Genomic DNA, 23,823 nt, shown 5'->3' with positions numbered 1-23,823 from the left:
GGATCATGCGCGTAGAGATTTGGGCCGATATCGCCTGCCCGTGGTGTTACGTCGGGAAGGCCCGCTTCACCAAGGGGCTGGCCGGGTTCGCACACCGCGACGAGGTGGAGGTCGTCTTCCGGTCCTTCGAGCTCGACCCGAACGGCCCCAGGGGCGTGACCGCGCCCGTCGTGGAGATGCTCGCCAAGAAGTACGGCCGCACCCTCGACGAAGCCCGCGGCATGGAGGAGCACGTCGCAGCCAGCGCGCGCGGCGAGGGACTGGAATACCGGGTGGAGGGCCGCGACAACGGCAACACCTTCGACATCCACCGCATGCTGCACCTGGCCGCCGCCCGGGGCCGCCAGGAGGAACTGCTCGACCTGGTCTACCGCGCCAACTTCGCCGAGGAGCGCAGCGTCTTCGACCCCGAGGTGCTGGTGGCGCTCGCCGTCGAGGCAGGGCTGGAGGAGGCGCAGGCCCGTACGGTCCTCGCGGACGACCGGGCCTACGCCGAGGAGGTGCGCGCCGACGAGCGCGAGGCGGCCGAATTGGGCGCGAACGCCGTACCGTTCTTCGTCCTGGACCGCCGCTACGGCATCTCCGGCGGCCAGCCCGCCGAGGTGTTCACCCGGGCGCTGGAGCAGGCGTGGGCCGGCCGCGAGGTCACCCGGCCCGAGGCCGGGGGCGGCGAGGCCTGCGAGCCCGAGGGGGAGTGCGCCGTCCCGGGTGCGTGAGCGTCGTCCACGCCTCACGGGCATGGACGCGGACTCGATCTCGGCGCAGAGTTGAGGGCATGGACCTCTCCGCCCTCAGCGCCGAGTTCGCACGCTCCAACACCTACCTCAACACGGCCAGCTGCGGGGTGCTCCCGCGTTCCGCCGTAGCCGAGGTCCGGGCCCTGGCCGAGGCGGCCGGGGCCGGGGACCCGGCCGGATTCGGGGACTTCGACCGGGTGGGCCGGGTGCGGGCCGCGTTCGCCCGGCTCGTCGGCGTGCCCGTCGAGCGGGTGGCCCTCGGTTCCTCCGTGGCCACCCACGTCGGCCTCGTCGCGGCCGCACTCCCCGCCGGAGCCGAAGTCCTGTGCCCCGAAGGCGACTTCGCCTCGGTGATGAACCCCTTCGTGGTGCGCGACGACCTCAAGGTGCGCCTCGCCCCGCTGGAGTCGCTCGCCGAAGCCGTCGGCCCGGGCACCGCGCTCGTCTCCCTGTCCGCCGTGCAGTCCGCCGACGGCCGCAGCGCCGACCTCGCGGCGGTACGGGCCGCGACGGCCGCACACGGCGCGCGGATGCTCGTCGACGCGACACAGGCGGCGGGCTGCGTGCCCTTCGACGCCGCGCCCTACGACTACACCGTCACCGCCGGCTACAAGTGGCTGCTCGGCGCGCGCGGGGCCTCGTACCTCACCGTGTCGGAGGAGGCCGAGGACACCCTCACCCCGCTGCACGCCGGCTGGGTGGCGGCGGAGTCCGTCTGGGACGCCACCTACGGGCCGATGCCCCGACTGGCCGAAGGGGCGCGGCGCTTCGACGAGTCCCCCGCCTTCCTCGGCTACCACGCCGCCGAGCCCTCACTGGCGCTGCTGGAGCGGATCGGCGTCTCCGCCGTCCACGCGCACGACACCGCCCTGGCCGACCGCTACCGGGCCGGTCTCGCGCGCCTGGGCCACGAACCGGTCGCGGGCCAAACCCCGATCGTCACCGTCCCGGGCCTGGCCCACCGCCAGCCCGCACTCCAGGCCGCGGGCATCATCACATCGGCCCGCGCGGGCGGCCTGCGGGCCTCGTTCCACCTCTACAACACCGAAGCCGACGTCGACCGGCTGCTGGACGTCCTCGGCGGCTGACCCGCCCGCCGCGGCCGCGTACCGGGCGGCCTACCAGGCCGCGTCCGCCGCGGCGAGCGCCGGGGCGGGGTCCAGCGACAGGGCCGAGGCCAGCGCGGTCAAAGCCGCCCGCACCGCGTCCGCCGAGGCCGCCGGACCGTAGTGGTTGACCCGGACCATCTCCCGGGCCAGCGCCCCGCCGCCCGCCGCGAGCGGGGCCGCCGGGTCCGCCGCCAGCGCCTTCGCCACCACGGCGGAGGCGTCCGCCACCCGCAGGGTCGTCGCCACCGGCGCCGCCTCCACCGCCACCGGGACGTACGGGGCCACGCCCAGCGCCGTCGCGCCCGCACGGGTCGCGGCGGCCGCCGCGGCGTGCCGGCCCGTCACCGCGGGCAGCCCCTCGGCGGCGATCCGGTGCAGGCAGGCCTCCAGCGCCAGCATCTCCAGCTGCGCGGGAGCGTGCAGCAGCGTCGTACGGCCGGCGTCGATCCAGCGCTCCTTCCAGTCCAGCAGCGACAGGTACGAGCGCCGGGGCGCGGCCGGGTTCTCCGCGAAACGGGCCCAGGCGCGCTCCGAGACCGACACCGCCGAGACCCCCGCCGGGCCGCCCATCGCCTTCTGCGCGCCGATCACGCACAGGTCCACGCCCCACGCGTCCGGGAGCAGCGGCTCCGCCCCCACCGAGGCCACCGCGTCCAGCATGAACAGCGCACCGTGGGCCCGAACGGCCTCGCCGATCTCGGCGACCGGGTTGGTGTTGCCCGTCGCGGCCTCGGCGTGCACGAGCGAGACGAAGTCGGTGCCGGGGTGCGCCGCCAGCGCCTCGGCGACCTGCTCCCCGGTGACGGCGGTGTGGAACGGCACCGCCAAGTCCACCACCGTCGCCCCGCAGTCGCGCAGCCAGTTGCCGAACGTGGTCCCGTACGGGCCCGTCACGATGTTCAGCGCGGTCGAGCCGGGACGGGCCCCCGAGCGGATGCACGCCTCCAGCGGCAGCAGCGCCTCGCCCTGCGTGACGACCACGTCCTGGTCGGTGCCGAGCAGCTCGGCCACCCCGCGCTCGATCGACGCGAAACGGGCGGCGGTCAGCGGCGGGAGGTCCAACAGGGGGCGGGTCACGGCGGTGCTCTCTTCGTCCGGGGTCACCGGCCGAGCCTACCCAGCACGGACGTAAGGTGCCGCCATGAGCGATGCGCGTGAGGTGGGCGGAGCGGGCCGGGCCGGCGCCGGGTCCCGGGGCGAAGTGCTGCACGTCAAGGGGCGGGTGCTGGTCGGACCCGACGACGTGCGCGACGAACTGTGGGTGATCGGCGGCCGGATCTCCTATGAGCGCCCGCGCGGCGCCCGCGAGATCACCACGGTCACCGGCTGGACCCTGCCGGGCCTGGTCGACGCGCACTGCCACGTGGGTCTCGACGCCCACGGCCCCGTCGACGCCGAGACCGCCGAACGCCAGGCGCTCACCGACCGCGACGCCGGCACCCTCCTGATCCGCGACGCGGGATCGCCCTCGGACACCCGCTGGATCGACGACCGCGAAGACCTGCCGAAGATCATCCGGGCCGGCCGGCACATCGCCCGGACCCGCCGCTACATCCGCAACTACGCGCACGAGATCGAACCGGCCGACCTCGTCGAGTACGTCGGGCGCGAGGCGCGGCGCGGCGACGGCTGGGTCAAGCTGGTCGGCGACTGGATCGACCGCGACGCGGGGGACCTGACCGCCTGCTGGCCGCGCGCGGAGGTCGAGGCTGCCATCGCCGAGGCCCACCGCCTGGGCGCCCGCGTCACCGCGCACTGCTTCGCCGAGGACTCGCTGCGCGACCTGGTCGAGGCGGGCATCGACTGCATCGAGCACGCCACCGGACTCACCGAGGAGACCATCCCGCTCTTCGCGGAGCGCGGGGTGGCCATCGTCCCGACCCTGGTGAACATCGCGACGTTCCCCAAGCTCGCGGCGGGCGGCGAGGCGAAGTTCCCGGTCTGGTCGGCGCACATGCGGCGGCTGCACGAGCGCCGGTACGACACCGTACGCGCCGCCTACGACGCCGGGGTCCCGGTCTACGTCGGCACCGACGCGGGCGGCTCCCTGCCGCACGGCCTGGTCGCCGCCGAGGTCGCGGAGCTGGTGAAGGCCGGGATCCCGGCGTCGGACGCCCTCTCGGCCACCGCTTGGGCGGCCCGCGAATGGCTCGACAGGCCGGGCCTGACCGAGGGCGCGCCGGCCGACCTCGTGGTCTACGGCTCGGACCCGCGGGCCGACGTACGGGCGCTGGCGCAGCCGCTGCGGGTGGTGGTCGACGGGGGCATCCGGGCCTGAGGCGCGGCCGTGTCCGGTGGGAACTCCCGTTCCTGCCGGGGCGGATGATTCGCACCCTTGCTCGGAAACCACCCTTTGGGGTGAAGTCGCGTCAAGTGTACCCCCGTTCACCCACAGTGCTTAAAGAATCCGGAAGTCGAAGCCGTCGGCGTGCGCGATGTCCCCCATTGGCCGCGCGACGGCACCCAACTCCCCGGGGGTTCCACCATCTTGAACAGCAACACCTTCCGCATGCCCGCGGCCGCCCTGCTCGCCACGGGGGCGGTAGCCCTGCTCACCGCGCCGCCCGCCGCCGCCACCGACGGCTCCGGGACCGGCTCGGCGGGCCAGGGCAAGGCCGGCGCCGTCGTCCTGCGCGCCGGACTCGACGTCGGCCTGCTGGGCAACGCCGTGCACGTGCCGCTCCGGACCACCCTCAACGAGGTCAGCGCCCCCGCGACGGCCGACAGGACCGCCCTCACGGTGACCCTCGACGGGGCCGAGCAGGGCAAGCCGGTCAGCGTCCTGCGGGCGGACGTGGCCACCGCCAAGGCGACCGCGGACGACCGGAGCGCCCAGGCGGAGTCCCACCTGGCCGATGCCCAGGTGCACGTGCCCGGGCTGCCGCTGCTCTCCCTGATCCAGGTCGAAAAGGTCACCTCCAAGGCGGTGTGCGAGGCCGGCCGAAAGCCCGTGGCCACCTCGAACGTGCTCGGCTCCGTCACCGTCCTCGGCAAGAAGGTCACCCTGTCGGCGGGCGGCCCCACCAAGGTGGAGGTCCCCGGGGTCGGCCTGGTGGACATGGAACTGTCCGGTACGCAGACCACCTCCACCACGGCCGCCTCGGCCGCGCTCCGCCTCAAGGTGTCGGTGAACCCGCTGAACCTGAACGTGGCGCGGGTCGACGGCGAGGTCGTCCTGGCGGAGGCGCACTGCGAAGCCCCGGCGGCCGCGGCGGTACCGGCGCCGAGCGCTCACGCCGACGTCAAGGTCCAGACGGGGCCCGGCGCCACGACGCCCGTGAAGGCGAACCTGGCGGAAACGGGCGGCAGTTCGGCGACCCCCTACGTGGCGGGCGGGGCGCTGCTGCTGCTCGGCGTCGGTGCGGGCGCGCTGGTCCTCACCCGGCGCGGCAAGTCCTCGTAGCACCCGGGCCCGCCGGGCGGGGGACCGTCAGCGGGTGGCGTGCTCCAGCCCCTGGGCGCCCGCGCCGCGCGACGTCACGGCGGCGGTGACCTGCTGGTCGACGCGGGCGTACTCGCTGCGCTTGGCGGCGGGGAGCGAGCCGTCGGCGGCGGCGCAGGAGGCGCACACGACGCGGAACGGAGGCCCCGTGTCCGAGTACTGCGTGAGGTACTCGGCCTTCACCACCTCCCAGCGGCCCGGGCGCGCGGCGGCCGGGGCGAAGGTGAAGCGGGGCACCGAGGACATGTTGCCGCGCAGCTGGGCGGGCTCGTAGAAGCTGGCGATCTGGTCGCCCATGCCGTAGACCACCCACGTGCCGTTGATCTTCTCGTAGGGCTGCGGCACGTGGTTGTGCGTCCCGATGATCAGATCGATGTCGGGGAGCCCGTCGGGGGCGCGGGAGGCGGTCAGCGCCTGGGCCAGGTCGCTCTGCTGCCGGTCGGGCGCGGTCTGCCACTCGGTGCCCCAGTGGACGCTGAGGACGACGACGTTCGCGCCCGCCGCGCGGGCGGCGCGGGCGTCGGCGATGATCCGGTTCTGGTCGATCAAGTTGACGGACCACGGCTTGCCGGCCGGGAGCGGTATCCCGTTCGTCCCGTACGTGTAGTCCAGCTGGGCGACCTTCGCGCCGCCCGCCGTGAGGACGGCGGGAGCCCGGGCCTCGTCGGCCGCGCGGGCCGAGCCGACGTGTTTGACGCCGACGCGGTCGAGGTTGTCGAGGGTGCGGGCCAGGCCGTCGTAGCCGGCGTCCAGGGTGTGGTTCGAGGCGGTGGAGCAGCTGTCGTACCCGGCGTCCTTGAGGGCGTCGGCCAGCTGGTGCGGTGCCTTGAAGGCGGGGTAGCCGGTGTAGGGGCCGCCGGGCGGCCCGTACGGTATCTCGTGGTGGCATATCGCCAGGTCGGCGGCGGACACGATGGGCTTGACGCCGGCCAGTATCTTGCGGAAGTCGTGGCTCTGGCCGGTGCCGTGGGCGTCGTCCGCCGCGCGCTGGATGATCGAGGGGTACGGGATCACGTCCCCGGTCGCCACCAGGGTGAACGGCTTCCCCGCGACGACGGCCGGGGCGTCCCGCCGGGCGTCGGCCCCGAGCCGCTGGTCGGCAGCGCCCCCGCCGGCCTTGCCCATCACCACGGGCACGGCCCACACGGCCCCGCCCACCAGCACCAGCCCGCCCAGCGCCGCGCCTGTCTTCCCGAACGCCTTCACCCTCGCACCCCCGTGATCACGACTCCTCCCCCGCGATCTTCCCCCACCCGGCCCCGACCCGCCAGGCGACGCCGGGGTGGAGGGCCGGGGCGCCGGCACGGACGTCGGGCCGGCTGCACGCCGCCCGTCCGAGCGACCCGAACGGCCCCGGCTCCCCGCAGGCGCGGCCGGAGGCCCCGGCGCCCGGCAAGGCCGCGCCGCGGCGCGCCTGGGTAGCCGCGACCGACCACCCCGGGGGCCTACCCCCCGCGGGGCACGGCGAGCGGGCCCCCACCGGGGGTGCCGACGTGCCGCCCCGGCCTAGGGGTGCGGCCGGTGGTGGTGTTGCCGCCCGGTCGCGTCGGCGGAAGGGCCGGGCCGCGTCACCCGCGGGGCACCGGGGGCCGCCACCGGCGGGGGCCGGCGAGCACGGGCGTGCGAAGGCTCCGCCTCCCGTCGGGCGCGGTGAGCGCTCCCGGACCGCGCGCGCCGGCACACCTCGCTCGGGCCCGAGGGCACAGGCGTCGGTGGTCGTCGGCCGGTCGCGCCGGCGGGCAAGGCCGGGCGGCGCCAGGGGCGGGGCGCCGGGGTGGCCGCCACTCGCCGGGCGCGGTGAGCGGTCCCGACCGGGCGCGCCGACACACCCCGCTCCGGCCTGGGGGTGCGGCCGGTGGTGGTGTTGCCGCCCGATCGCGCGGATGGAAAGGCCGGGCCGCGCCAGGCGGCGGGCGCCGGGGGGCCGCCACCGGCGGGGGCCGGCGAGCACGGGCGTGCGAAGGCTCCACCTCCCGTCGGGCGCGGCGAGCGGCCCGACGGGGCGCGCCAACCTGCCCTGCCCCGGGCCTAGGGGTGCGGCCGGTGGTGGTGTTGCCGCCCGGTCGCGTCGGCGGAAGGGCCGGGCCGCGTCACCCGCGGGGCGCCGGGGGGCCGCCACCGGCGGGGGCCGGCGAGCGGCCCCGACCGGCGGGGGCCGGCGAGCGGCCCCGACCGGGGGTGCCGACGTGCCGCCCCGGCCTGGGGTATGGCCGCCGGTGGCGGTCGCGCCCGGTCGCGCCGGTGGAGGCGGCCCGGGGGCCTATCCCTGGGCGGGGTGCCGCTCGGCAGGACGAGTTGTCCAGCCGGGGGAACAACGCTGCGGGTCGATACGCCTAGCGCGCGGTCAGGGCGAGGGCGTGGTCGAGGGCCTGGAGGAGGCGGCCCGTCGTGGGGCGGTCGCGGACCGCGAGGCGGAGCCAGGAGGCGTCCAGGCCCGGGAAGGTGTCGCCCCGGCGGACGGCGAAGCCCAGCGCGCGCAGACGGCTGCGGACCTGCTCGGCGCCCGGGACACGGATCAGGACGAACGGCCCCTCGGCCACCCCCGACACCGAGACCTCCTCGAACTCCGCGAGACCCGCCAGCAGATGCGCCCGGTCGACCGCGATCTGCCGGGCCACCGCCTCCGCCTCCGCCAGCGCCTCCGGCGTCATGCACGCCTGCGCCGCCACCAGGGCCGGAGTGGACACCGGCCACAGCGGCTGCGCCGCCGCCAGCTTCGCGATCACCTCCGGCTCGGCCAGTACGTACCCGATCCGCAGTCCCGCCAGCCCCCACGTCTTCGTCAGGCTGCGCAGCACCACCAGCCCCGGTACGTCCGTCCGCCCGGCCAGCGCCTCCCGTTCGCCCGGGACCGCGTCCATGAACGCCTCGTCCACGACCAGGATCCGGCCCGGCCGGGCCAGCGCCGCCAGGGTGGCCGCCGGGTGGAGCACCGAGGTCGGGTTGGTCGGGTTGCCGACGACCACCAGGTCGGCTTCCTCCGGCACCGCCGCCGGGTCCAGCCGGAACCCGTCCGCCGCCCGCAGCACCACCCGCTCCACCCGGTGGCCGGCGTCCCGCAGGGCCGCCTCCGGCTCGGTGAACTGCGGATGCACCACCACCGGCCGTACGGCGCCCAGGGCCCGTGCGATCAGTACGAACGCCTCCGCCGCCCCCGCCGTCAACAGCACCCGGCCGGCCGGCAGCCCGTGCCGCTCCGCCACCGCCGCGCGGGCCGCCCGGCCGTCCGGGTACGCGGCGAGGTCCCCGAGCGAGGCGGCGATCCGCTGCTTGAGCCACTCCGGGGGCGTGTGCGCCCGTACGTTGACCGCCAGGTCGACCAGCTCCCCGTCCGCGTCCCGCACCTCCGCGTCACCGTGGTGGCGCAGGTCGTGCCCCTGCGCGGTGGCGACGGCGCAGGTCGCGGCCACCGACCGGCGCTTGGGTACGAGGAGTTCCCCGCCCCCCGCGAGCGCCGCGGCCTCCGCCACCGAGGCGGTGCCGGCGGCGTCGCGCGCCGCGTCCGAGGGATGCGGTACCGGGATCCCGGCCAGCTTCTCCGCGGGGTAGCCGAGCAACGGCACGCCGAAACGTTTCGCCGCCCCCGCGATGCCCGCCTCCTGCGTCTTCGGCTCCACCGTGGCCAGGGCCGTCACCGCGTCCGCGGCCAGCCCCGCGCCCCGCAGCGTCTCCTCGACCAGCGCACAGACCTCCGCCACGGAGACCCCCGCACGTCCGCCCACCCCGACCACCAGCCGGGTCGCGTACTCGCCCACAGGGGCACTCCCTCCGTCGTCCTGTCGGGTCATTGTCGGCCCACCGGTGTCCCTACGTCTGCGTCCCCGGCCCGCGCGGGGAAGTGCGCGAGGCGCCGACAATCGGTATGCAGGGGCACATGGCCGTGATCGTGGCGTTGGGCGCGTTCCTGATGACCCTGGCGGGCGGATGGACGGCGCAGCGCGTCACCGACCGGCGCCACCTCGTGCTGGGCCTGGCCGGCGGGCTGATGCTCGGCGTCGTGGGCCTGGACCTGCTCCCCGAGGCGATGCGGGCGGCGGGGGACGAGGTGTTCGGCGTCCCGCTCGCCCTGCTCCTCTTCGTCACCGGATTCCTGCTCGCGCACGTGGCCGAACGCCTGCTCGCCGTGCGGCAGGCCGCGCACGGGGCGGCGAACGGGGCCCCGCACGCAACCGGCTACGGGGCCCCGCACGCAACCGGCAACGGCGCCCCCCGCGGCCCGGGCAACGGCGCCCCGCACGAGCACGCGCACCGGGCCCCCGAGGTCGGTCTCACCGCGGCCGCCGCCATGGTCGGCCACAGCCTCGCCGACGGAGTGGCCCTGGGCGCCGCGTTCCAGGTCGGCGGCGGGATGGGAGTGGCCGTCGCCCTCGCCGTCGTCACGCACGACTTCGCCGACGGCTTCAACACGTACACGCTCACCAGCCTGTACGGCAACGCCCGCCGCAGGGCGCTGACGATGCTCTTCGCGGACGCCCTCGCGCCGGTCGCGGGCGCCGCCTCCACGCTGCTGTTCACCCTTCCGGAGGAACCGCTCGGGGCGTACCTCGGTTTCTTCGCGGGCGTCCTGCTCTACCTGGCCGCCGCCGAGATCCTGCCCGAGGCGCACCACCGCCACCCCGCCCTGTCCACGCTGCTGTGCACGGTGGGCGGGGTGGCCGGGATCTGGCTGGTGGTCGGCCTCGCGGACTGAGCTCACCGCCGGGCCGCTGCGGCCTGTGTGAACCGCCGGGCGACGGAAGGCTGCGCCGCCCAGTGCGTGTGCAGGTAGCTGGCGTGCACACCGCCCCGCACGAAGCCCTCGACGCGGCGTTCGGGATGCGTGAAGCCCCAGGCGGGGGCCGCCCCGGCACCCGGCTCGATCACCGTCCGGTGGAACTCGTGGCCCCGTAGCCGGGTTCCCGTTGCGGCGAGCGCGCTGTCCGACACCGCGACGGCCTCGCGGTAGCCCAGCGTCAGCCGCTCCGACATCCGCGCGTCGGCGTCCAGCACCCCGCACATCGGCTTCCCGTCGAGCGACCGGGCCAGGTACAGCAGGCCGGCGCACTCGGCCGCCACGGGGCCCCCGGCCGCGGCGAAGCCGGCTACGGCGCGGCGGAGGGGGGCGTTGGCGGAGAGCTCGGGGGCGTAGACCTCGGGGAACCCGCCGCCGATCACCAGGCCGGTGGTGCCGGGCGGGAGCGTTTCCTCCCGGAGCGGGTCGAAGGTGACGACGTCCGCACCGGCGGCGGTGAGGAGTTCGGCGTGCTCGGCGTACGAGAACGTGAAGGCGGGGCCGCCGGCGACCGCGACCACCGGCCGCCGGCCGGGGCTCTGCTCCGGACCCCGCGCCTCGAACGCCGGCGGGGCCGGATCCTGCTGCTCCAGGGCCCGTTGCGGGGACCAGGCTTCGCAGTCCAGGACGGGGGCCGTGCGGGCGAGGGCCATCAGGGCGTCCAGATCGCAGCCGGCGCGGACCTGGGCCGCCAGGGCGGCGACCGAGGAGACGGCGTCGGCGCGGCGCTCCGCGACCGGGACCAGGCCCAGGTGCCGCGACGGCGCCGCCACCTGCGGGGCCCGCCGCAGTACTCCCAGGACCGGCATCCCGGCCTCCTCCAGCGCCTCCCGCAGCATCGCCTCGTGCCGGTCGGAGCCGACCTTGTTGAGGATCACTCCGCCCAGCCGCACCCGGGGGTCGAAGGACGCGAAACCGTGCACCAGCGCGGCCACCGACCGGGACTGCGACGAGGCGTCCACGACCAGCACCACCGGCGCCCGCAGCAGCTTGGCGACCTGCGCCGTCGATGCCAGCTCACCCCGCCCCGCGGCCCCGTCGTACAGGCCCATCACGCCTTCGACGATCGCCAGGTCGCACCCGGCCGCCCCGTGCGCGAACAGCGGTGCGACCAGTTCCGTCCCGCACATGAAGGCGTCGAGGTTGCGCCCCGGCCGGCCGGTGGCCAGCGCGTGGTAGCCGGGGTCGATGTAGTCGGGCCCGGCCTTGTGCGGGGACACGGCGAGGCCGCGCTCCGCGAAGGCCGCCATCAGGCCCGTCGCCACGGTGGTCTTGCCGCTCCCGGAGGACGGCGCGGCGATCACCAGCCGCGGCATGCGGAGCGAGGTCACCACTCGATGCCCTTCTGGCCCTTCTGGCCCGCGTCCATGGGGTGCTTGACCTTGGTCATCTCGGTGACCAGGTCGGCGAACTCCATGAGCTCCTGCGGCGCGTTGCGGCCGGTGATGACCACGTGCTGGGTCCCCGGACGGGTGCGCAGCACCTCGATCACCTCGTCCACGTCGATCCAGCCCCAGTGCATGGGGTACGCGAACTCGTCCAGCACGTACAGCCGGTGGGTCTCGGCGGCCAGGTCCCGCTTGACCTGCTCCCAGCCCTCCTTCGCCGCCTGCTCGTTGTCGAGCTGCGCGTCGCGCTGGACCCAGGACCAGCCCTCGCCCATCTTGTGCCAGGCGACCGGGCCGCCCTCGCCGGAAGCGCCGAGCACCTTGAGCGCGTTCTCCTCGCCGACCTTCCACTTCGCCGACTTGACGAACTGGAACACCCCGATCGACCAGCCCTGGTTCCAGGCGCGCAGCGCCAGCCCGAAGGCCGCCGTCGACTTGCCCTTGCCCGGGCCGGTGTGGACGAAGACGAGCGGACGGTTGCGGCGCTGACGCGTCGTGAGTCCGTCGTCCGGAACGACGGTCGGCTGTCCCTGCGGCATTACGCGGCCCTCCTGGAGCTGTCCGATGCGGTACGTACGTTCTTCACGAGGCCGGCCAGCGAGTCGGCCCGCAGCCCGTCGAGCGTGACGGCCGGGCCGCCGAGGTCGGCGGCCAGCGCCCCGGCCAGCCCCAGCCGGACCGGGCCCGTCTCACAGTCCACGACCACCGAGGTCAGCCCCTGCGCGGCCAGCATGCGTGCACTGCGCCCCGACAGCTCGCGCGGGTCCCCGCCGAGCGCGCCGGCCGACGTGGCCCGCCCGTCGGTGACGACCACGAGCAGCGGCCGGCGCGAAGGGTCCCGCAGCCGCTCGATCCGCAGGACCTCGTGGGCTTTCAGCAGACCGGCCGCCAGCGGGGTCCGGCCGCCGGTGGGCAGCTGCTCCAGCCGGGCCGCCGCCGCGTCCACGGAGGAGGTCGGGGGCAGCGCCAGCTCCGCGGTCCGGCCGCGGAAGGTGATCAGACCGACCTTGTCGCGCCGCTGGTAGGCGTCCAGCAGCAGCGACAGTACGGCGCCCTTGACCGCGCTCATGCGCTGCCGGGCGGCCATGGACCCCGAGGCGTCCACGAGGAACAGGACGAGGTTGCCCTCACGGCCCTCGCGGGTCGCCTGCCGCAGGTCGTCCTTGCGCACGACCAGCCCGCGCCCGCTGCGCCCGCGCGCCTTCTGGTGCGGCGCGGCGGCCTGGACGGTCGCCGCCAGGTGCAGCTTCGTCAGCTGGCCGCGGGGGCGCCGGGAGCCGGTGGTGCGGCCGTGCGCCGTCCGGGCGCGGGAGCGGCGGCCGGCCGCGCCCTCGCCGAGGCCCGGCACGCTCAGGACCTTGGTCCGGAAGGGCTCGGCGGCCCGCACGGGCGCTTGTTCGGGCGCGGCAGCGGGGGAGTCGGGGGCGTCCGCGCGGGCCGGTTCCGGTGAGTCGGCGTCGGGCCGGGGCTCCGCCGGGGGCGTCTCGGACGCCTGGCCGGGGCCGCCGTCCTGCGGGGGCTGCTGCCCGCCGCCGTCGGGTCCGTCGCCCGGGCCGTCACCGTCGTCGTCCGGGCCCCCGGGCTCCGGCTCCGGCTCCGGTTCCGGGTCGGGCTCCGGCTCTTCGTCGGGGAACCGGTCCAGGATCTCGTCCAGCTTGTCCTCGTCCAGGCCCGGGGCGTCGAACGGGTTGCGGCGGCGCCGGTGGGGGAGCGCCAGCAGCGCGGCCTGCCGCACGTCCTCCTTGCGCACCTCGGTCCGCCCGGCCCAGGCGGCCAGGGCCGTCGCGGTGCGGGCCATCACGATGTCGGCGCGCATGCCGTCGACCTCGAAGCCGGCGCAGGTGGCGGCGATCCGGAGCAGGGAGGTGTCGTCGAGCACCACCTTCGGCAACAGCGCCCGCGCGGCGACCACCCGGGCCCGGACCTCGCGTTCGTCGTCGGCCCAGCGGCTCGCGAAACCGGCGGGGTCGTCCTCGTACGCCAGTCTGCGGCGCACCACCTCGACGCGCTGGGCGGGCTCGCGCGAGGCCGCGACCTCGACGGTCAGCCCGAACCGGTCCAGGAGCTGCGGGCGGAGCTCGCCCTCCTCGGGGTTCATCGTGCCGACGAGCAGGAAGCGGGCCGCGTGGCGGACGGAGACGCCTTCGCGCTCGACGTAGGAGGCGCCCATCGCGGCGGCGTCCAGGAGGAGGTCGATCAGGTGGTCGTGGAGGAGGTTGACCTCGTCGACGTAGAGGATGCCGCGGTGGGCGTCGGCGAGCAGGCCCGGCTCGAAGGCCTTCACGCCCTCCGCGAGGGCGCGTTCGATGTCGAGGGCGCCGACGAGGCGGTCCTCGGAGGCTCCGACGGGCAGCTCGACCATCCGCGCGGGACGGGCGGTGCCGGGGCCGGGCTCGTGGGGGCCGTCGGGGCAGGCGGGATCGGGGGCGCCCGGTGCGCACGAGAACCGGCATCCGGGTACGACGTCCACCTGCGGGAGCAGCGCGGACAGCGCGCGGACGGCGGTGGACTTGGCGGTCCCCTTCTCACCGCGCACGAGCACACCGCCGACCGCCGGGCTCACGGCGTTGAGCAGGAGCGCGAGGCGCAGGTCGCTCTGGCCGACCACTGCGGTGAACGGGTAAGGGGTGCTCATGCGGTGCCTTTCCTTGTGCGGGTACGGGTACGGGTTCGCGGGCGGTCGTGGGGGCGCGGGGCGCCGGCCGGGGGGCGGATGCGCGCAGCTGCGGCGGGGCGGCTCCGGGCTGCCGGGCCGCCGGGGGCCGCCTGGGACCGGGTGCGATGCGCGGGCGCGCTGCGGGGTGCCGCTGCGCGGCGCTGTCCCCAACCCGGCCTCCGCCCGTTCCCCGGGGCTCCGCCCGGGACCCCGCGCCTCGAACTCCCCCGGACTCCGTCCGGGGGCAGCAGCCCCACACGCTGCCGCAAGGGCGCCGCGCGCCGTCCGGCCCGCCCAGCGGGACCATGCAGCCCCGCCGGCATGTGAGGCGCGGCGGTCCGGGGACCGGCCCCCGGCGGCGGCGCCGCGCCGGCGAGGGGTCGGCGGAGCTCCGGAGAACGGGGGAAGGGCGGCTGGGGGAGCGGCTCCCGCAGGGCCGGGGGCCTCATGGAGCGCCCGGGGGGAGGAAGGGGAGGCCCGCCGGGGCGCCGCCCTCGATCAGCGCCAGCAGCGCGCCGGTGTCGGCGTGCTCCTCGATCAGGTCCCCGAGAAGGTCCAGCTGCCGCTCCCGCAGCAGGCCGAACGACGTATCCGCCGCCGGAACGAACCGGCGCCCCGCGGCGGAGGCCACCTCCCGCAGGAACGCCCGGCGGAAGCCGTCCGACTCCAGCGAGCCGTGCCAGTGCGTGCCCCACACCTCGCCGACGCGGCAGCCGTCCAGGAACCGCGTCCCGCCCAGCACCTCGGCCACCCCGTGGTGGATCTCGTACCCCTCCACGGCCTCGCCCAGCGCCGAACCCACCGGCCGCGCCAGGGTTTTCTCCCGCTCGAAGCGGACGCGTACGGGCAGCAGCCCCAGGCCGTCGACGGTGCCCGCACGGGACTCCACCTCGTCCTCGATCCGCTCGCCCAGCACCTGGAACCCGCCGCAGATCCCCAGCACCGGCCGGCCGGCCGCCGCCCGCGCGGCCAGGGCGTCGGCCAGACCGCGCTCGCGCAGCCACGCCAGCGCCTTCACCGTGCCCCGCGTCCCCGGCACCACCACCAGGTCGGCATCGGTCAGTTCCTCGGGCCGGTCCACGAACCGCACCACGACCCCGGGCTCCGCAGCCAGCGCGTCCACATCGGTGAAGTTCGACATCAGCGGCACCGCGCACACCGCGACCCGCAGCACGTCCTCGCCGACGGGAGGGGCGACCACGGACTCCCGTACCGCGCCCCGCAGCGAGACCCTCAGGCCGTCCTCCTCGTCGATGCCCAGCCCGTGCCGGTAGGGCAGCACACCGTAGGTGGGCCGCCCCGTCAGCCCGCGCAGCATCTCCATGCCCGGCTCCAGCAACGAGACGTCACCGCGGAACTTGTTCACCAGATAGCCGGCGATCAGTGACTGGTCCTCGGGCGACAGCAGCGCCGTCGTCCCGAAGAAGGAGGCGAAGACGCCGCCCCGGTCGATGTCCCCGACCACCACCACCGGGAACCGCGCGGCCCGCGCGATGCCCATGTTCACGATGTCGGTCCGGCGCAGGTTGATCTCGGCCGGACTGCCCGCCCCCTCGCAGATCACGGCGTCATACGTGCCCCGCAGCTGCTCCAGGCAGTCCGTGACGACCCCGAGAAGCTGCTCCTGCCTCCCCCCGTGGTAGCCCCGCGCGCTCATCTCCCCCACCGGCTTGCCCAGCAGCACCACCTGGCTGCTGCGGTCACTGCCGGGCTTGAGCAGCACGGGGTTCATCAGCGCGGTCGGCTCCACGCGCGCGGCCTGGGCCTGCATCGCCTGCGCCCGGCCGATCTCCGCGCCCTCGCGCGTGACGAACGAGTTCAGCGACATGTTCTGCGCCTTGAACGGCGCCACCTTCACGCCCTGCCGGGACAGCCAGCGGCAGATGCCCGCCGTGACCACGCTCTTGCCCGCGTCCGACGTGGTCCCGGCGACCAGCAGACCGCCGCCCCGCTTCGAACCGTTGCTCATGCCCGCCCCTTCCTCGACCGGCGCGCGACCGGCCATCGCGTCACCGCACACCGCAGTGCCACGCACGCCCCCAGTGCCACCCACGTCACTTGACGCGACAGCCGTACCGCCCGCTCGATGTCCGCCACTTCGACCGGCCGGCCGGCGGCGCCGTTCAGCACGGCCCGGTGCTCGACCCGTCCGCCGTACGCGAGCGTCCCGCCGAGGCGTACGCCCAGTGCCCCGGCGAACGAGGCCTCGACCGGACCGGCGTTGGGGCTCGGGTGCGCAGCGGCGTCGGCGCGCCAGGCGCGTACGGCTCCCCGCCGGTCGGGCCCGGCCAGTACGGCGGCGAGCGCGGTCAGCCGGGCCCCGGGCCAGCCCGCCACGTCGTCGAGCCGGGCCGAGGCCCAGCCGTAGCGCAGGTGGCGCGGCGACTTGTGGCCGACCATCGCGTCCAGGGTGTTGACGGCACGGAACGCCAGCAGTCCGGGCACGCCCGCGAGGGCGCCCCAGACCAGCGCCCCGACCACCGCGTCGGAGGTGTTCTCGGCGACCGACTCCACGACGGCGCGGGCCAGCTGCTGTTCGTCCAGGGCCTGCGGGTCGCGCCCGCACAGGTGCGGCAGCCGCTCCCGGGCCACCTCGGCGTCCCCGGCGGCCAGCGCCCCGCCGATCGCGCGGGCCTCCCGGCCGAGCGAGGTGCCGCCGACGACGGCCCAGGTGGCGGCGGCGGTCAGGGCGATACGGGCGGCAGCGGGCCGGGAGCGCACGGCGCGCGCGCCGAGCGCGCCGACGGCGGCCACGCCCCCCACGCACGTCAGGGTGTGGATCACGCCCCGTGCCCGGTCGTCCCGCCACAGGGCGCGTTCGAGGGCGGCGGCGGCTCGTCCGAAGGCGGCCACGGGGTGCCCGCGGCGAGGATCCCCGAGGATCCGGTCGCCGATCAGGCCCGCCGTGGCGCCGTACGCGAATACGCGGTCGGCACGCATGGTGGCAGGTATGTCCTCGCTCAGGGTCCGCGCCCTGGTTCGACGTGTCCGGCGGCGAGAGTTCCTGGCTCCCGGGGCGCACGGACGGCGTGCGCTACCCGGTGACAGTGGCGGGACCGCGCCGGATTCGCACCGGACTTCCTCTCCATGCCGCCGTATTGGCTCGGGCAGTCCACCACGCACCGCGAACGCCCGTCAACTTGCCGTTGACCTGCGGCGAGGGGACGGGGCGGCCGGGGCGGGGGTACGCGAAAGCTCCCCGCGGCAATCCCGCGGGGAGCTCTCGGTGTCCGGCGCCTCGGCCGGCGTCCGTCCGGCGCGTCGGATCTCGCGTCAGATCTCGCGCCGGTCCGCGCGCCGGTCCGTGCGTCGTTTCCCGGTCAGCCGACGCGCCGGGTCCGTGTCAGCTGACGATCAGGTAGATCGCGTAGGCCACGGCGAGGCCGCACAGCGCGAAGCACGCGTACGCGCCGCTGCGGGCCGCGGTCGCGGTCCCGCCCTGCTCGGTGGCGGTCTCGTGCTTGGAAAGACCCACCAGGCCCAGGGTGAACAGGGCCACGAGGGCGACGGTGGCGGAGAGGCTGACCCCGAAGACGGAGCCGAGTGCTGCCCAGTCGATCTTCATACCGCTGATTCCTCTGTCGTTCTCGGGGTCAGACCGCGGCGGCCGGGGCCGCGGGTGCCGGGGCGGCCGCCGGGATGGTGGCCTTGAGGTCCTCGTCGGTCACAGCGGCCGTGGTACCGGCGACGGCGATCGGCGGGACGGTGACGGCGGCCATCGCCGTGGTGACGACACCGGGCGCCTCGGCGGCGTCCCGGGCCGGCTCCGTGACGTTGTGGTGGTCGACGACCTGGCGGCGCGAGATGAGCCAGATCGCGGCGCAGGAGGCGACCAGGAAGACCACGACGGCGGCCACGCCGACGTTGCCGGTCCGCATGACCAGCTCCGCACCGGCGCCGACCAGGGCGGCGGCCGGGAGGGTCAGGCCCCAGGCGATGAACATCCGGGTGGCGGTGGACCAGCGGACCACGCCGCCCTTGCGGCCCAGGCCCGCACCCATGACCGCGCCGGAGCAGGCGTGGGTGGTGGAGAGGGAGAAGCCGAGGCTGGAGGAGGCCAGGATGACGCTCGCGGCCGAGGTCTGGGCCGCGAAGCCCTGCTGCGGCTGGAGGTCGGTCAGGCCGCTGCCCATGGTGCGGATGATGCGCCAGCCGCCCAGGTAGGTGCCCGTCGCGATGGCCATGCCGGCCGAGATGATGACCCAGACCGGCGGGTTCGCACCGGACTCCAGGGCGCCGCCCGCGACGAGCGCGAGGGTGATGATGCCCATCGTCTTCTGTGCGTCGTTGGTGCCGTGCGCGAGGGAGACGAGACCGGCCGAGGCGATCTGACCGGCGCGGTAGCCCTTGGTGGAGGTCTTCCCGCCCACCTTGCCACCGAGCTTGTACGTGAGCCTCGCGGCCAGCATGGCGGCCACACCGGCCACGATGGGGGCCGCGACCGCGGGGATGAGCACCTTGGTGACGACCACGCTGCCGTTGACCGCGCCGAGGCCGGCCGAGGCGACCGCGGCGCCGATCAGGCCGCCCATCAGGGCGTGGGAGGAGCTGGAGGGAAGCCCGACCAGCCAGGTGACGAGGTTCCAGAGGATCGCGCCGACCAGGGCGGCGAAGATCACTTCTGGCTGGATGCCCTCCTCGTTGACCAGGCCCTTGGAGATCGTCTTGGCGACCTCCACGGACATGAACGCCCCGACGAGGTTGAGGACGGCGGACATGGCCACCGCCGTCTTGGGCTTGAGAGCGCCGGTCGAGATGGTGGTCGCCATCGCGTTGGCTGTGTCGTGGAAACCGTTCGTGAAGTCGAACACGAGAGCGGTGATGATCACGATCCCGAGGAGAAGCGTTATGTGCTCCATTTACCCAGGCTTCTGTTTGGCGTCAGTGGTTCGGCGACCGTAGGCAACCTGGGTGAACGGAAGATGAACTGAGGGGGGTCGAGCGGTGTCCCGTCCCGGCGCCCGATCGGGGGCTTCCTCCCGATTCGGCCGCAGATCCCGCGATAAGGGCACGTCAAGGCGGGTGGACGCCTCGGTCCGGAAGGCATTTCGACCGGCTCGGCCGCCTTGCGCCCCCCTCGTGACGAGACCCAGATCACGTCCCGATCCGGTCAAGCGGAATCGTTACGGACCGTTAGCCGGCGATTGCGGAATGATCTCCTCCAGTGGCCCGTACGCCACCGGGCCACGACACTGGAGCGGTGCGTACCGCCACAGCGACGGCAGCGGCCGTCACCACGACCCTGATCGGTGCCGCAGCGGCCGTCGTCGCGGCCGGCCGGTACGCCGCCGACGCGGCCCTGCGCCCCGAACCGGGCCGCCCCCTGCCGGGAGTGCCCCGGCTCACCGTCCACGCCACCGCGGCCGGCCGGGTCGTCCTGACCCGCTCCCTGGCGTCCCTGCGCCCCGGCCGGTACGGCCTGGAGGCCCCCGGAGTGCACGCCGTGGTCGGCCCCGTCCTCACCGGGGTGCCGCACGGTCCCGACACCGTCGTACGCCGCCTCCTCGCCGTCACCCACGGCAGCCTCGACCCCGGCACCCGGGTCTTCCTCACCCCCCAGGTCCACATCGGCAACCCGCGCACGGCCCTCGGGCTCGACCACGCCGACGTCGACGTCCCCGGCGAGCTCGGTGCGCTGCCCGCCTGGTTCGTCCCGGCGGCCCGGGACACCTGGATCATCACCGTGCACGGGCTCGGCGGCACGCGCGAACACCCGATGGTCGTGATGCCGTTCCTGCACCGCCACGGGCTGCCCGTCCTCGACCTCGCCTACCGGGGCGATCTGGGCGGCCCCCGCCCGCCCGACGGCGTCGGCCACCTCGGCGAGTCGGAGTGGCGCGACGTCGACGCCGCCATCCGCTACGCCCTGCGCTACGGCGCCCGCCGCGTCATCCTGCACGGCTGGTCCACCGGCGCCACGATGGCCCTGCACGCCGCCGAGCGCTCGGCGCTGGCCGACCGGATCTCCGGACTGGTGCTGGACTCCCCGGTCCTCGACTGGCACGCCACCCTGCGCGCCCTGGCCGCGGCCCGGCGCACCCCGGCTCCGCTGATGCCGTTCGTGCTCCGGGCCGCCGAGGGCCGCGCGGGCCTGCGCGTCGACCGGCGCCCCCCGGGCGCCGACCCCGGCCTGCTGCGGATGCCCGTCCTGATCTTCCACGGGCCCGACGACGCGCTCGCCCCCTGGGAGCCCTCCCGCCGGCTCGCGGCGGCCCGCCCCGACCTCGTCACCTTGAAGGCCGTCAGGGACGCCCCGCACGGGGCGATGTGGAACGCCGGCCCCGAGGTGTACGAGGAAACCCTGCGCCGATTCCTGACCCCTCTTATGTGAAAGCCCTGTGGCGGACGGGGTGCCGTGGTCGTCTTGTCCCGGTATGCGTGCCGGGTCACCCACAGCAACGACCCATTCCGTTTGGGCTTTCGGCCAGTGACGGGCGAGACTGCTTCCGTGACGTCCCGAAAGCCTGATGAGCAGTTGGCTCGCGACTCCAGACTCCGACTCGTCTCCCCGCGCTCCGTCGCCGCGGCCCGCAAGGCGGTGACCGACCGGCGGACGCGGACCGCCCCCCGGCCCCCGGCGGGCACCCCCGCGACGGCCGACCTGGCGAACCGGGCCCGGGCCTCACTCGCCGACGCGGTACGGCTGGCCCGCTGGGCCGAACGCCACCTCGGTGCCGGGGACGGGGGCAGGCCCGCCCCGGCGGGCGCGCTGCCCGCCGCCGACGTCGAACGGGCCGCGGAGGACCTGCGCCTGACGCACGGCCAGATCCGGGTCGGCTGGGACCGCGCCCGTCTCTCCGGCCTGGTCGAGGTGCACGGCGGCCACGCCCGGCCCGGCTGGCGCCTGCGCGCCTGGGACCGTGACGACACCGCCGTCCTGCGCGGCTGGGTCGCCCTCTTCGACGCCTGGTCGCTCGTCCACCCGGCCCCCGCCGACATCGCCCCCGCCGCGGTGGCCGAGGTCGTCGAGGCCATGCCCCAACTGCTGTCCCTGCTCCAGCTGTCCGCCGGTCCGGTGACCGTTCCGGACCTGCTGGACCTGCTCGGCCAGCGGGTGACCGAACTGCGCGACGAACGGTGCGAGGTCCCGTACGAGGGCGCTGCCACCGATGCCTCCGCCACCGATGCCTGCGCCGCGGACCCCGCCGCGCACGACGGCCCGGTGGTGGCGCTCACCGCCCAGGCAGTCCCCTCCGCCCCTGAGACCGGCCCCGCGCCCCCGGTTCCCCTGGCCCGGCTGCTGCGCTGGGCGCTCGGCGGGCTCGCCGCGGTCGACGCCGTCACCCTCGGGCCCGCCCGGGCCACCCTCACCCCGCTCGGCAGCTGGGCCGTCTGGGTCAAGCTGGAGCAGATCTGCGTCGCCGCGCAGAGCCCCGCCGGGAACATCGAACAGTCCGCCGCCGCCATGCTGCACGGCTGCGCCCGGCTCACCCCGGGCCCCGCGCGCGCCGAGTACCAGGCCTGGCTCGCCGCCCGGCCCGTCGGGCACGCCGTCAGTGAACTGCTCCAGGCCGCCCGCGGCGAGGACGCCCTGCTGCGCGGCCTCGCCTTCGAGGCGCTGCGCGTGGTCGGCGCCCCCGCCGAACCCGACGTGCGCGGCGCCGTCCGCGATCCGGCGCTGCGGCCCTACGCCCTGCTGTGGCTCGCCGAGCACGACGGGGTGGACCCCGACGAGGCGCAGGACGTCCTCACCCCCGAGGAGTCCACCTGGCTGTGGGTGGACACCGCCGCGGCCATCGCGGACCACGGCGAAGCCGAACTCCTGGCCCGCCACCTCGACTCGGCCGTGCGCACCACCGTGCCCAGGCTGCTGGACGAGGTCCGGGCGGTCGGCCACCCCCGGACCGTGCAGGTCCTGGTCGCCCTGGCCGCCGCCCACCCCGACCCGGCCCTGGCCAAGGCGGTCCGCCGGGCCGCCTTCCAGGTCCACACCGGTGGCGCCTAGCACCGCGGGACGTGCGGATGGCACCGCGGGACGTGCGGACGGACAGGCGGACGCGCGTGCAGGCGTACAGAGGTGCGCGCCGCCGGGGTCAGACCTGCGGCGCGTACGTCCCGAAGCTCCAGATGTTGCCCTCGGCGTCGCGGGCCATGTAGTCCCGCGAGCCGTAGTCCTGGTCGGTCGGCTCCATCACGATCTCCATGCCGTGCTCCGCGGCCCTGCGGTGGTGGGCGTCCACGTCGTCCACGACGACGTAGACCCCGGCGGGGCCGCCGTCCGCCATGGCCTTGTCGAAGGCCCCGCCGCGGCCCTTGCTGCCGAGCATCACGGCGCCGTTCCCGTACGACAGCTCCGCATGCATCACGGTGCCGTCCTCACCCTCGTAGACGGCGACCTGCGTGAACCCGAACGCCTCGGTCAACTGCTGGATCGCGGCCTTGGCGTCGCGGTAGAGCAGCGTCGGAACGATGGACGGGACACCTGCCATGACGATCACTCCCTCTCGTGCGGTGCGCGTGTGCGGATCAGCGGTCATGTGACCGGCGGGGCGGCCACTTCGACCCGCGGCCCCAGCATGGCAGGCCCCGCCGACAGTCAGCGGAAGGTGTCGCACCGGGCCATGTCACCGGTCCGGTAGCCCTCGTAGAACCACTGCTGGCGCTGCTGCGCCGAGCCGTGCGTCCAGGTCTCGGGGGTGACCCGCCCCTGGGCCGCCTGCTGGATCCGGTCGTCGCCGACCGTTGCCGCCGCGTCCAGGCCGTCCTTGATGTCCTGGTCGGTCAGGCTGGTGATCAACGGGCGTCCGGTGGACTCGTCCGGGGTCCGCGTCGCGTTGCGGGCCCACACCCCCGCGTAGCAGTCGGCCTGCAGTTCCACCCTGACCGAGTTGCTGTTCTCGCCCCGCTGCCCGTCCTGGTACTTGCGCAGCACCCCCGTCATGTCCTGGACGTGGTGCCCGTACTCGTGGGCGACCACGTACGCCTGGGCGAAGGGCCCGCCGCGCGCGCCGAACTTCGTCCGCAGCTCCTGGAAGAAGCCGAGGTCGAGGTAGACCTTCCGGTCACCCGGGCAGTAGAAGGGGCCGACCGCCGCGGTGGCCGGACCGCAGGCGGTGTTCACCCGGCCGGTGAAGAAGACCGTCGAGGCCGGGACGTACCGCGCGCCCCGCCGCTGGAACTCCTGGCGCCAGTAGTCCTGCGTGCTGTTCGTCACGGCGACGAGCCGGCAGTCCTCGCGGGTGTTGGCGTCGTGGCCCTTCCGGCAGGTCTGCTGCACCTGCGCGGCGGACGAGGGGGTCGACGCAGGCTGCGGGCTCCCGCCCGACAGACCCAGCTCGTCCGGTCCCACACCCAGCAGCAGCCCCAGGACCAGGGCGATCACACCGACCAGGCCGCCGCCGATCGTGGCCCGGCCGCCGGGGATGCGGCTGCCGCGCTGGTCCGAGACCTCCGACGTGTCCAGATCGGCGTCGTCGTCGAACTGCATCCCGCACCGTCCTCGCTCCCGGGTGTCCGCCCCTGCGGCGGCCGCCACGTCCTCACTGATACGTGCCCCGGCTGGCCCGGGGGATCCGTACTGATACGTGCCCCGGCGGGCCCGGGGGATCCGTGCGCCGAACGGAGGACCCGGCCGGGGGTGCGCGGGCCGCCGGGCGCCCCGAAAAGTGGTTGCGCGCCCCCGTTAGAATGTCCTCATGGCAAATCTCCTCGCGGATTAGCGGCGTCGAAGCCTCGCGCGTCCCTGCCCCCCTTCCGCCGTCCCCACCGCCCTGGAGTATT

At 75.4% G+C, this 23,823-nt stretch carries 19 protein-coding genes and 1 riboswitch; of the genes, 7 read left to right on the top strand and 12 right to left on the bottom strand.

Annotation, left to right across the window (positions count from 1 at the left end):
* The first annotated feature begins 5 nt into the window (after positions 1-5).
* Together ACIA6C_RS00360 and ACIA6C_RS00355 are read left to right on the top strand one after the other, a co-directional pair.
* Positions 6-716 carry a DsbA family oxidoreductase gene (locus ACIA6C_RS00360; RefSeq protein WP_399271828.1) on the top strand — a complete coding sequence of 237 codons (711 nt, stop codon included), beginning with the start codon at positions 6-8 and terminating at the stop codon, positions 714-716.
* Between the two features lie 59 nt (positions 717-775).
* Complete coding sequence (locus ACIA6C_RS00355) at positions 776-1,825, top strand: aminotransferase class V-fold PLP-dependent enzyme (RefSeq protein WP_399271826.1); 1,050 nt, start codon at positions 776-778, stop codon at positions 1,823-1,825.
* 30 nt (positions 1,826-1,855) lie between these two features.
* Here the strand turns inward: ACIA6C_RS00355 and ACIA6C_RS00350 are convergent, their stop codons facing one another.
* Positions 1,856-2,923, bottom strand: coding sequence for a pyridoxal-phosphate-dependent aminotransferase family protein (locus tag ACIA6C_RS00350; RefSeq protein WP_399274404.1), 1,068 nt, complete (start codon positions 2,921-2,923; stop codon positions 1,856-1,858).
* Between the two features lie 64 nt (positions 2,924-2,987).
* Between ACIA6C_RS00350 and ACIA6C_RS00345 the strand changes: the two genes are divergently transcribed.
* Positions 2,988-4,124, top strand: a complete 1,137-nt coding sequence (locus ACIA6C_RS00345; RefSeq protein ID WP_399271824.1) for an amidohydrolase family protein — start codon at positions 2,988-2,990, stop codon at positions 4,122-4,124.
* A 210-nt stretch (positions 4,125-4,334) separates the two neighbouring features.
* Positions 4,335-5,249, top strand: a complete 915-nt coding sequence (locus ACIA6C_RS00340; RefSeq protein ID WP_399271822.1) for an SCO1860 family LAETG-anchored protein — start codon at positions 4,335-4,337, stop codon at positions 5,247-5,249.
* 27 nt (positions 5,250-5,276) lie between these two features.
* Here the strand turns inward: ACIA6C_RS00340 and ACIA6C_RS00335 are convergent, their stop codons facing one another.
* Positions 5,277-6,494 (bottom strand): CapA family protein, encoded by a 1,218-nt coding sequence (locus tag ACIA6C_RS00335; protein ID WP_399271820.1) that lies wholly within the window; start codon positions 6,492-6,494, stop codon positions 5,277-5,279.
* 1,127 nt (positions 6,495-7,621) lie between these two features.
* Positions 7,622-9,076, bottom strand: a complete 1,455-nt coding sequence (gene cobC / locus ACIA6C_RS00330; protein WP_399271819.1) for an Rv2231c family pyridoxal phosphate-dependent protein CobC — start codon at positions 9,074-9,076, stop codon at positions 7,622-7,624.
* Positions 9,077-9,162: 86 nt separating this feature from the next.
* On the opposite strand from cobC, the gene ACIA6C_RS00325 reads away from it, so the two are divergent.
* Positions 9,163-9,978, top strand: a complete 816-nt coding sequence (locus tag ACIA6C_RS00325; RefSeq protein WP_399271817.1) for a ZIP family metal transporter — start codon at positions 9,163-9,165, stop codon at positions 9,976-9,978.
* 2 nt (positions 9,979-9,980) lie between these two features.
* Here the strand turns inward: ACIA6C_RS00325 and ACIA6C_RS00320 are convergent, their stop codons facing one another.
* The 7 genes from ACIA6C_RS00320 to ACIA6C_RS00290 all read right to left on the bottom strand — a co-directional run bounded on the left by ACIA6C_RS00320 (position 9,981) and on the right by ACIA6C_RS00290 (position 18,962).
* Positions 9,981-11,375: a cobyrinate a,c-diamide synthase gene (locus tag ACIA6C_RS00320; RefSeq protein WP_399274402.1), complete on the bottom strand. Its 1,395-nt coding sequence runs from the start codon at positions 11,373-11,375 to the stop codon at positions 9,981-9,983.
* Between the two features lie 11 nt (positions 11,376-11,386).
* Complete coding sequence (gene cobO, locus ACIA6C_RS00315) at positions 11,387-11,986, bottom strand: cob(I)yrinic acid a,c-diamide adenosyltransferase (RefSeq protein ID WP_399271815.1); 600 nt, start codon at positions 11,984-11,986, stop codon at positions 11,387-11,389.
* Positions 11,986-14,082 carry a putative cobaltochelatase gene (locus tag ACIA6C_RS00310; RefSeq protein WP_399271813.1) on the bottom strand — a complete coding sequence of 699 codons (2,097 nt, stop codon included), beginning with the start codon at positions 14,080-14,082 and terminating at the stop codon, positions 11,986-11,988. The genes cobO and ACIA6C_RS00310 overlap by 1 nt, the downstream gene beginning before the upstream one ends.
* Positions 14,083-14,548: 466 nt before the next feature.
* A complete protein-coding gene (locus ACIA6C_RS00305) occupies positions 14,549-16,072 on the bottom strand; it encodes a cobyric acid synthase (protein ID WP_399271811.1) in 1,524 nt (507 codons plus the stop codon).
* The gene (locus ACIA6C_RS00300; RefSeq protein ID WP_399271809.1) at positions 16,069-17,043 is read right to left on the bottom strand and encodes a cobalamin biosynthesis protein; all 975 of its coding nucleotides are present in this window, start codon (positions 17,041-17,043) and stop codon (positions 16,069-16,071) included. Before ACIA6C_RS00300 ends, ACIA6C_RS00305 begins: the two co-directional genes overlap by 4 nt.
* Positions 17,044-17,101: 58 nt before the next feature.
* Positions 17,102-17,188: riboswitch (cobalamin riboswitch) on the bottom strand.
* A 258-nt stretch (positions 17,189-17,446) separates the two neighbouring features.
* A complete protein-coding gene (locus ACIA6C_RS00295) occupies positions 17,447-17,668 on the bottom strand; it encodes a hypothetical protein (RefSeq protein WP_361137969.1) in 222 nt (73 codons plus the stop codon).
* Positions 17,669-17,696: 28 nt separating this feature from the next.
* Positions 17,697-18,962 carry an anion permease gene (locus ACIA6C_RS00290; RefSeq protein WP_399271807.1) on the bottom strand — a complete coding sequence of 422 codons (1,266 nt, stop codon included), beginning with the start codon at positions 18,960-18,962 and terminating at the stop codon, positions 17,697-17,699.
* 341 nt (positions 18,963-19,303) lie between these two features.
* Here ACIA6C_RS00290 and ACIA6C_RS00285 point away from each other — a divergent pair, with 341 nt between their 5' ends.
* Together ACIA6C_RS00285 and ACIA6C_RS00280 are read left to right on the top strand one after the other, a co-directional pair.
* Entirely contained in the window at positions 19,304-20,434 is a 1,131-nt protein-coding gene (locus ACIA6C_RS00285) for an alpha/beta hydrolase (protein ID WP_399271805.1), read from the top strand.
* Between the two features lie 117 nt (positions 20,435-20,551).
* The gene (locus ACIA6C_RS00280) at positions 20,552-22,048 is read left to right on the top strand and encodes a hypothetical protein (RefSeq protein ID WP_399271803.1); all 1,497 of its coding nucleotides are present in this window, start codon (positions 20,552-20,554) and stop codon (positions 22,046-22,048) included.
* Between the two features lie 88 nt (positions 22,049-22,136).
* Here ACIA6C_RS00280 and ACIA6C_RS00275 read toward each other — a convergent pair whose 3' ends face one another.
* Complete coding sequence (locus ACIA6C_RS00275) at positions 22,137-22,532, bottom strand: VOC family protein (RefSeq protein ID WP_361137972.1); 396 nt, start codon at positions 22,530-22,532, stop codon at positions 22,137-22,139.
* A 107-nt stretch (positions 22,533-22,639) separates the two neighbouring features.
* Entirely contained in the window at positions 22,640-23,530 is an 891-nt protein-coding gene (locus ACIA6C_RS00270; protein ID WP_399271800.1) for a neutral zinc metallopeptidase, read from the bottom strand.
* Positions 23,531-23,823 lie beyond the last annotated feature (293 nt).

Origin of the sequence: Streptomyces sp. NPDC051578 (assembly GCF_044454045.1) — a bacterium.
In the GTDB taxonomy this organism is placed as follows: Bacteria; Actinomycetota; Actinomycetes; order Streptomycetales; family Streptomycetaceae; genus Streptomyces.
The sequence above is the reverse complement of the archived record's forward strand: the minus strand, read 5'-3'. Positions and strand labels throughout refer to the sequence as shown.

Bases quoted from the DNA above. Each gene is read 5' to 3' on its own strand.
- cobO (WP_399271815.1), bottom strand. From the start codon at position 11,986: ATGCCGCAGGGACAGCCGACCGTCGTTCCGGACGACGGACTCACGACG.
- ACIA6C_RS00300 (WP_399271809.1), bottom strand. From the start codon at position 17,043: ATGCGTGCCGACCGCGTATTCGCGTACGGCGCCACGGCGGGCCTGATC.
- ACIA6C_RS00290 (WP_399271807.1), bottom strand. From the start codon at position 18,962: ATGGAGCACATAACGCTTCTCCTCGGGATCGTGATCATCACCGCTCTC.
- ACIA6C_RS00325 (WP_399271817.1), top strand. From the start codon at position 9,163: ATGGCCGTGATCGTGGCGTTGGGCGCGTTCCTGATGACCCTGGCGGGC.
- ACIA6C_RS00275 (WP_361137972.1), bottom strand. From the start codon at position 22,532: ATGGCAGGTGTCCCGTCCATCGTTCCGACGCTGCTCTACCGCGACGCC.
- ACIA6C_RS00305 (WP_399271811.1), bottom strand. From the start codon at position 16,072: ATGAGCAACGGTTCGAAGCGGGGCGGCGGTCTGCTGGTCGCCGGGACC.
- ACIA6C_RS00295 (WP_361137969.1), bottom strand. From the start codon at position 17,668: ATGAAGATCGACTGGGCAGCACTCGGCTCCGTCTTCGGGGTCAGCCTC.
- ACIA6C_RS00355 (WP_399271826.1), top strand. From the start codon at position 776: ATGGACCTCTCCGCCCTCAGCGCCGAGTTCGCACGCTCCAACACCTAC.
- cobC (WP_399271819.1), bottom strand. From the start codon at position 9,076: ATGACCCGACAGGACGACGGAGGGAGTGCCCCTGTGGGCGAGTACGCG.
- ACIA6C_RS00360 (WP_399271828.1), top strand. From the start codon at position 6: ATGCGCGTAGAGATTTGGGCCGATATCGCCTGCCCGTGGTGTTACGTC.
- ACIA6C_RS00320 (WP_399274402.1), bottom strand. From the start codon at position 11,375: ATGCCGCGGCTGGTGATCGCCGCGCCGTCCTCCGGGAGCGGCAAGACC.
- ACIA6C_RS00310 (WP_399271813.1), bottom strand. From the start codon at position 14,082: ATGAGCACCCCTTACCCGTTCACCGCAGTGGTCGGCCAGAGCGACCTG.
- ACIA6C_RS00345 (WP_399271824.1), top strand. From the start codon at position 2,988: ATGAGCGATGCGCGTGAGGTGGGCGGAGCGGGCCGGGCCGGCGCCGGG.
- ACIA6C_RS00270 (WP_399271800.1), bottom strand. From the start codon at position 23,530: ATGCAGTTCGACGACGACGCCGATCTGGACACGTCGGAGGTCTCGGAC.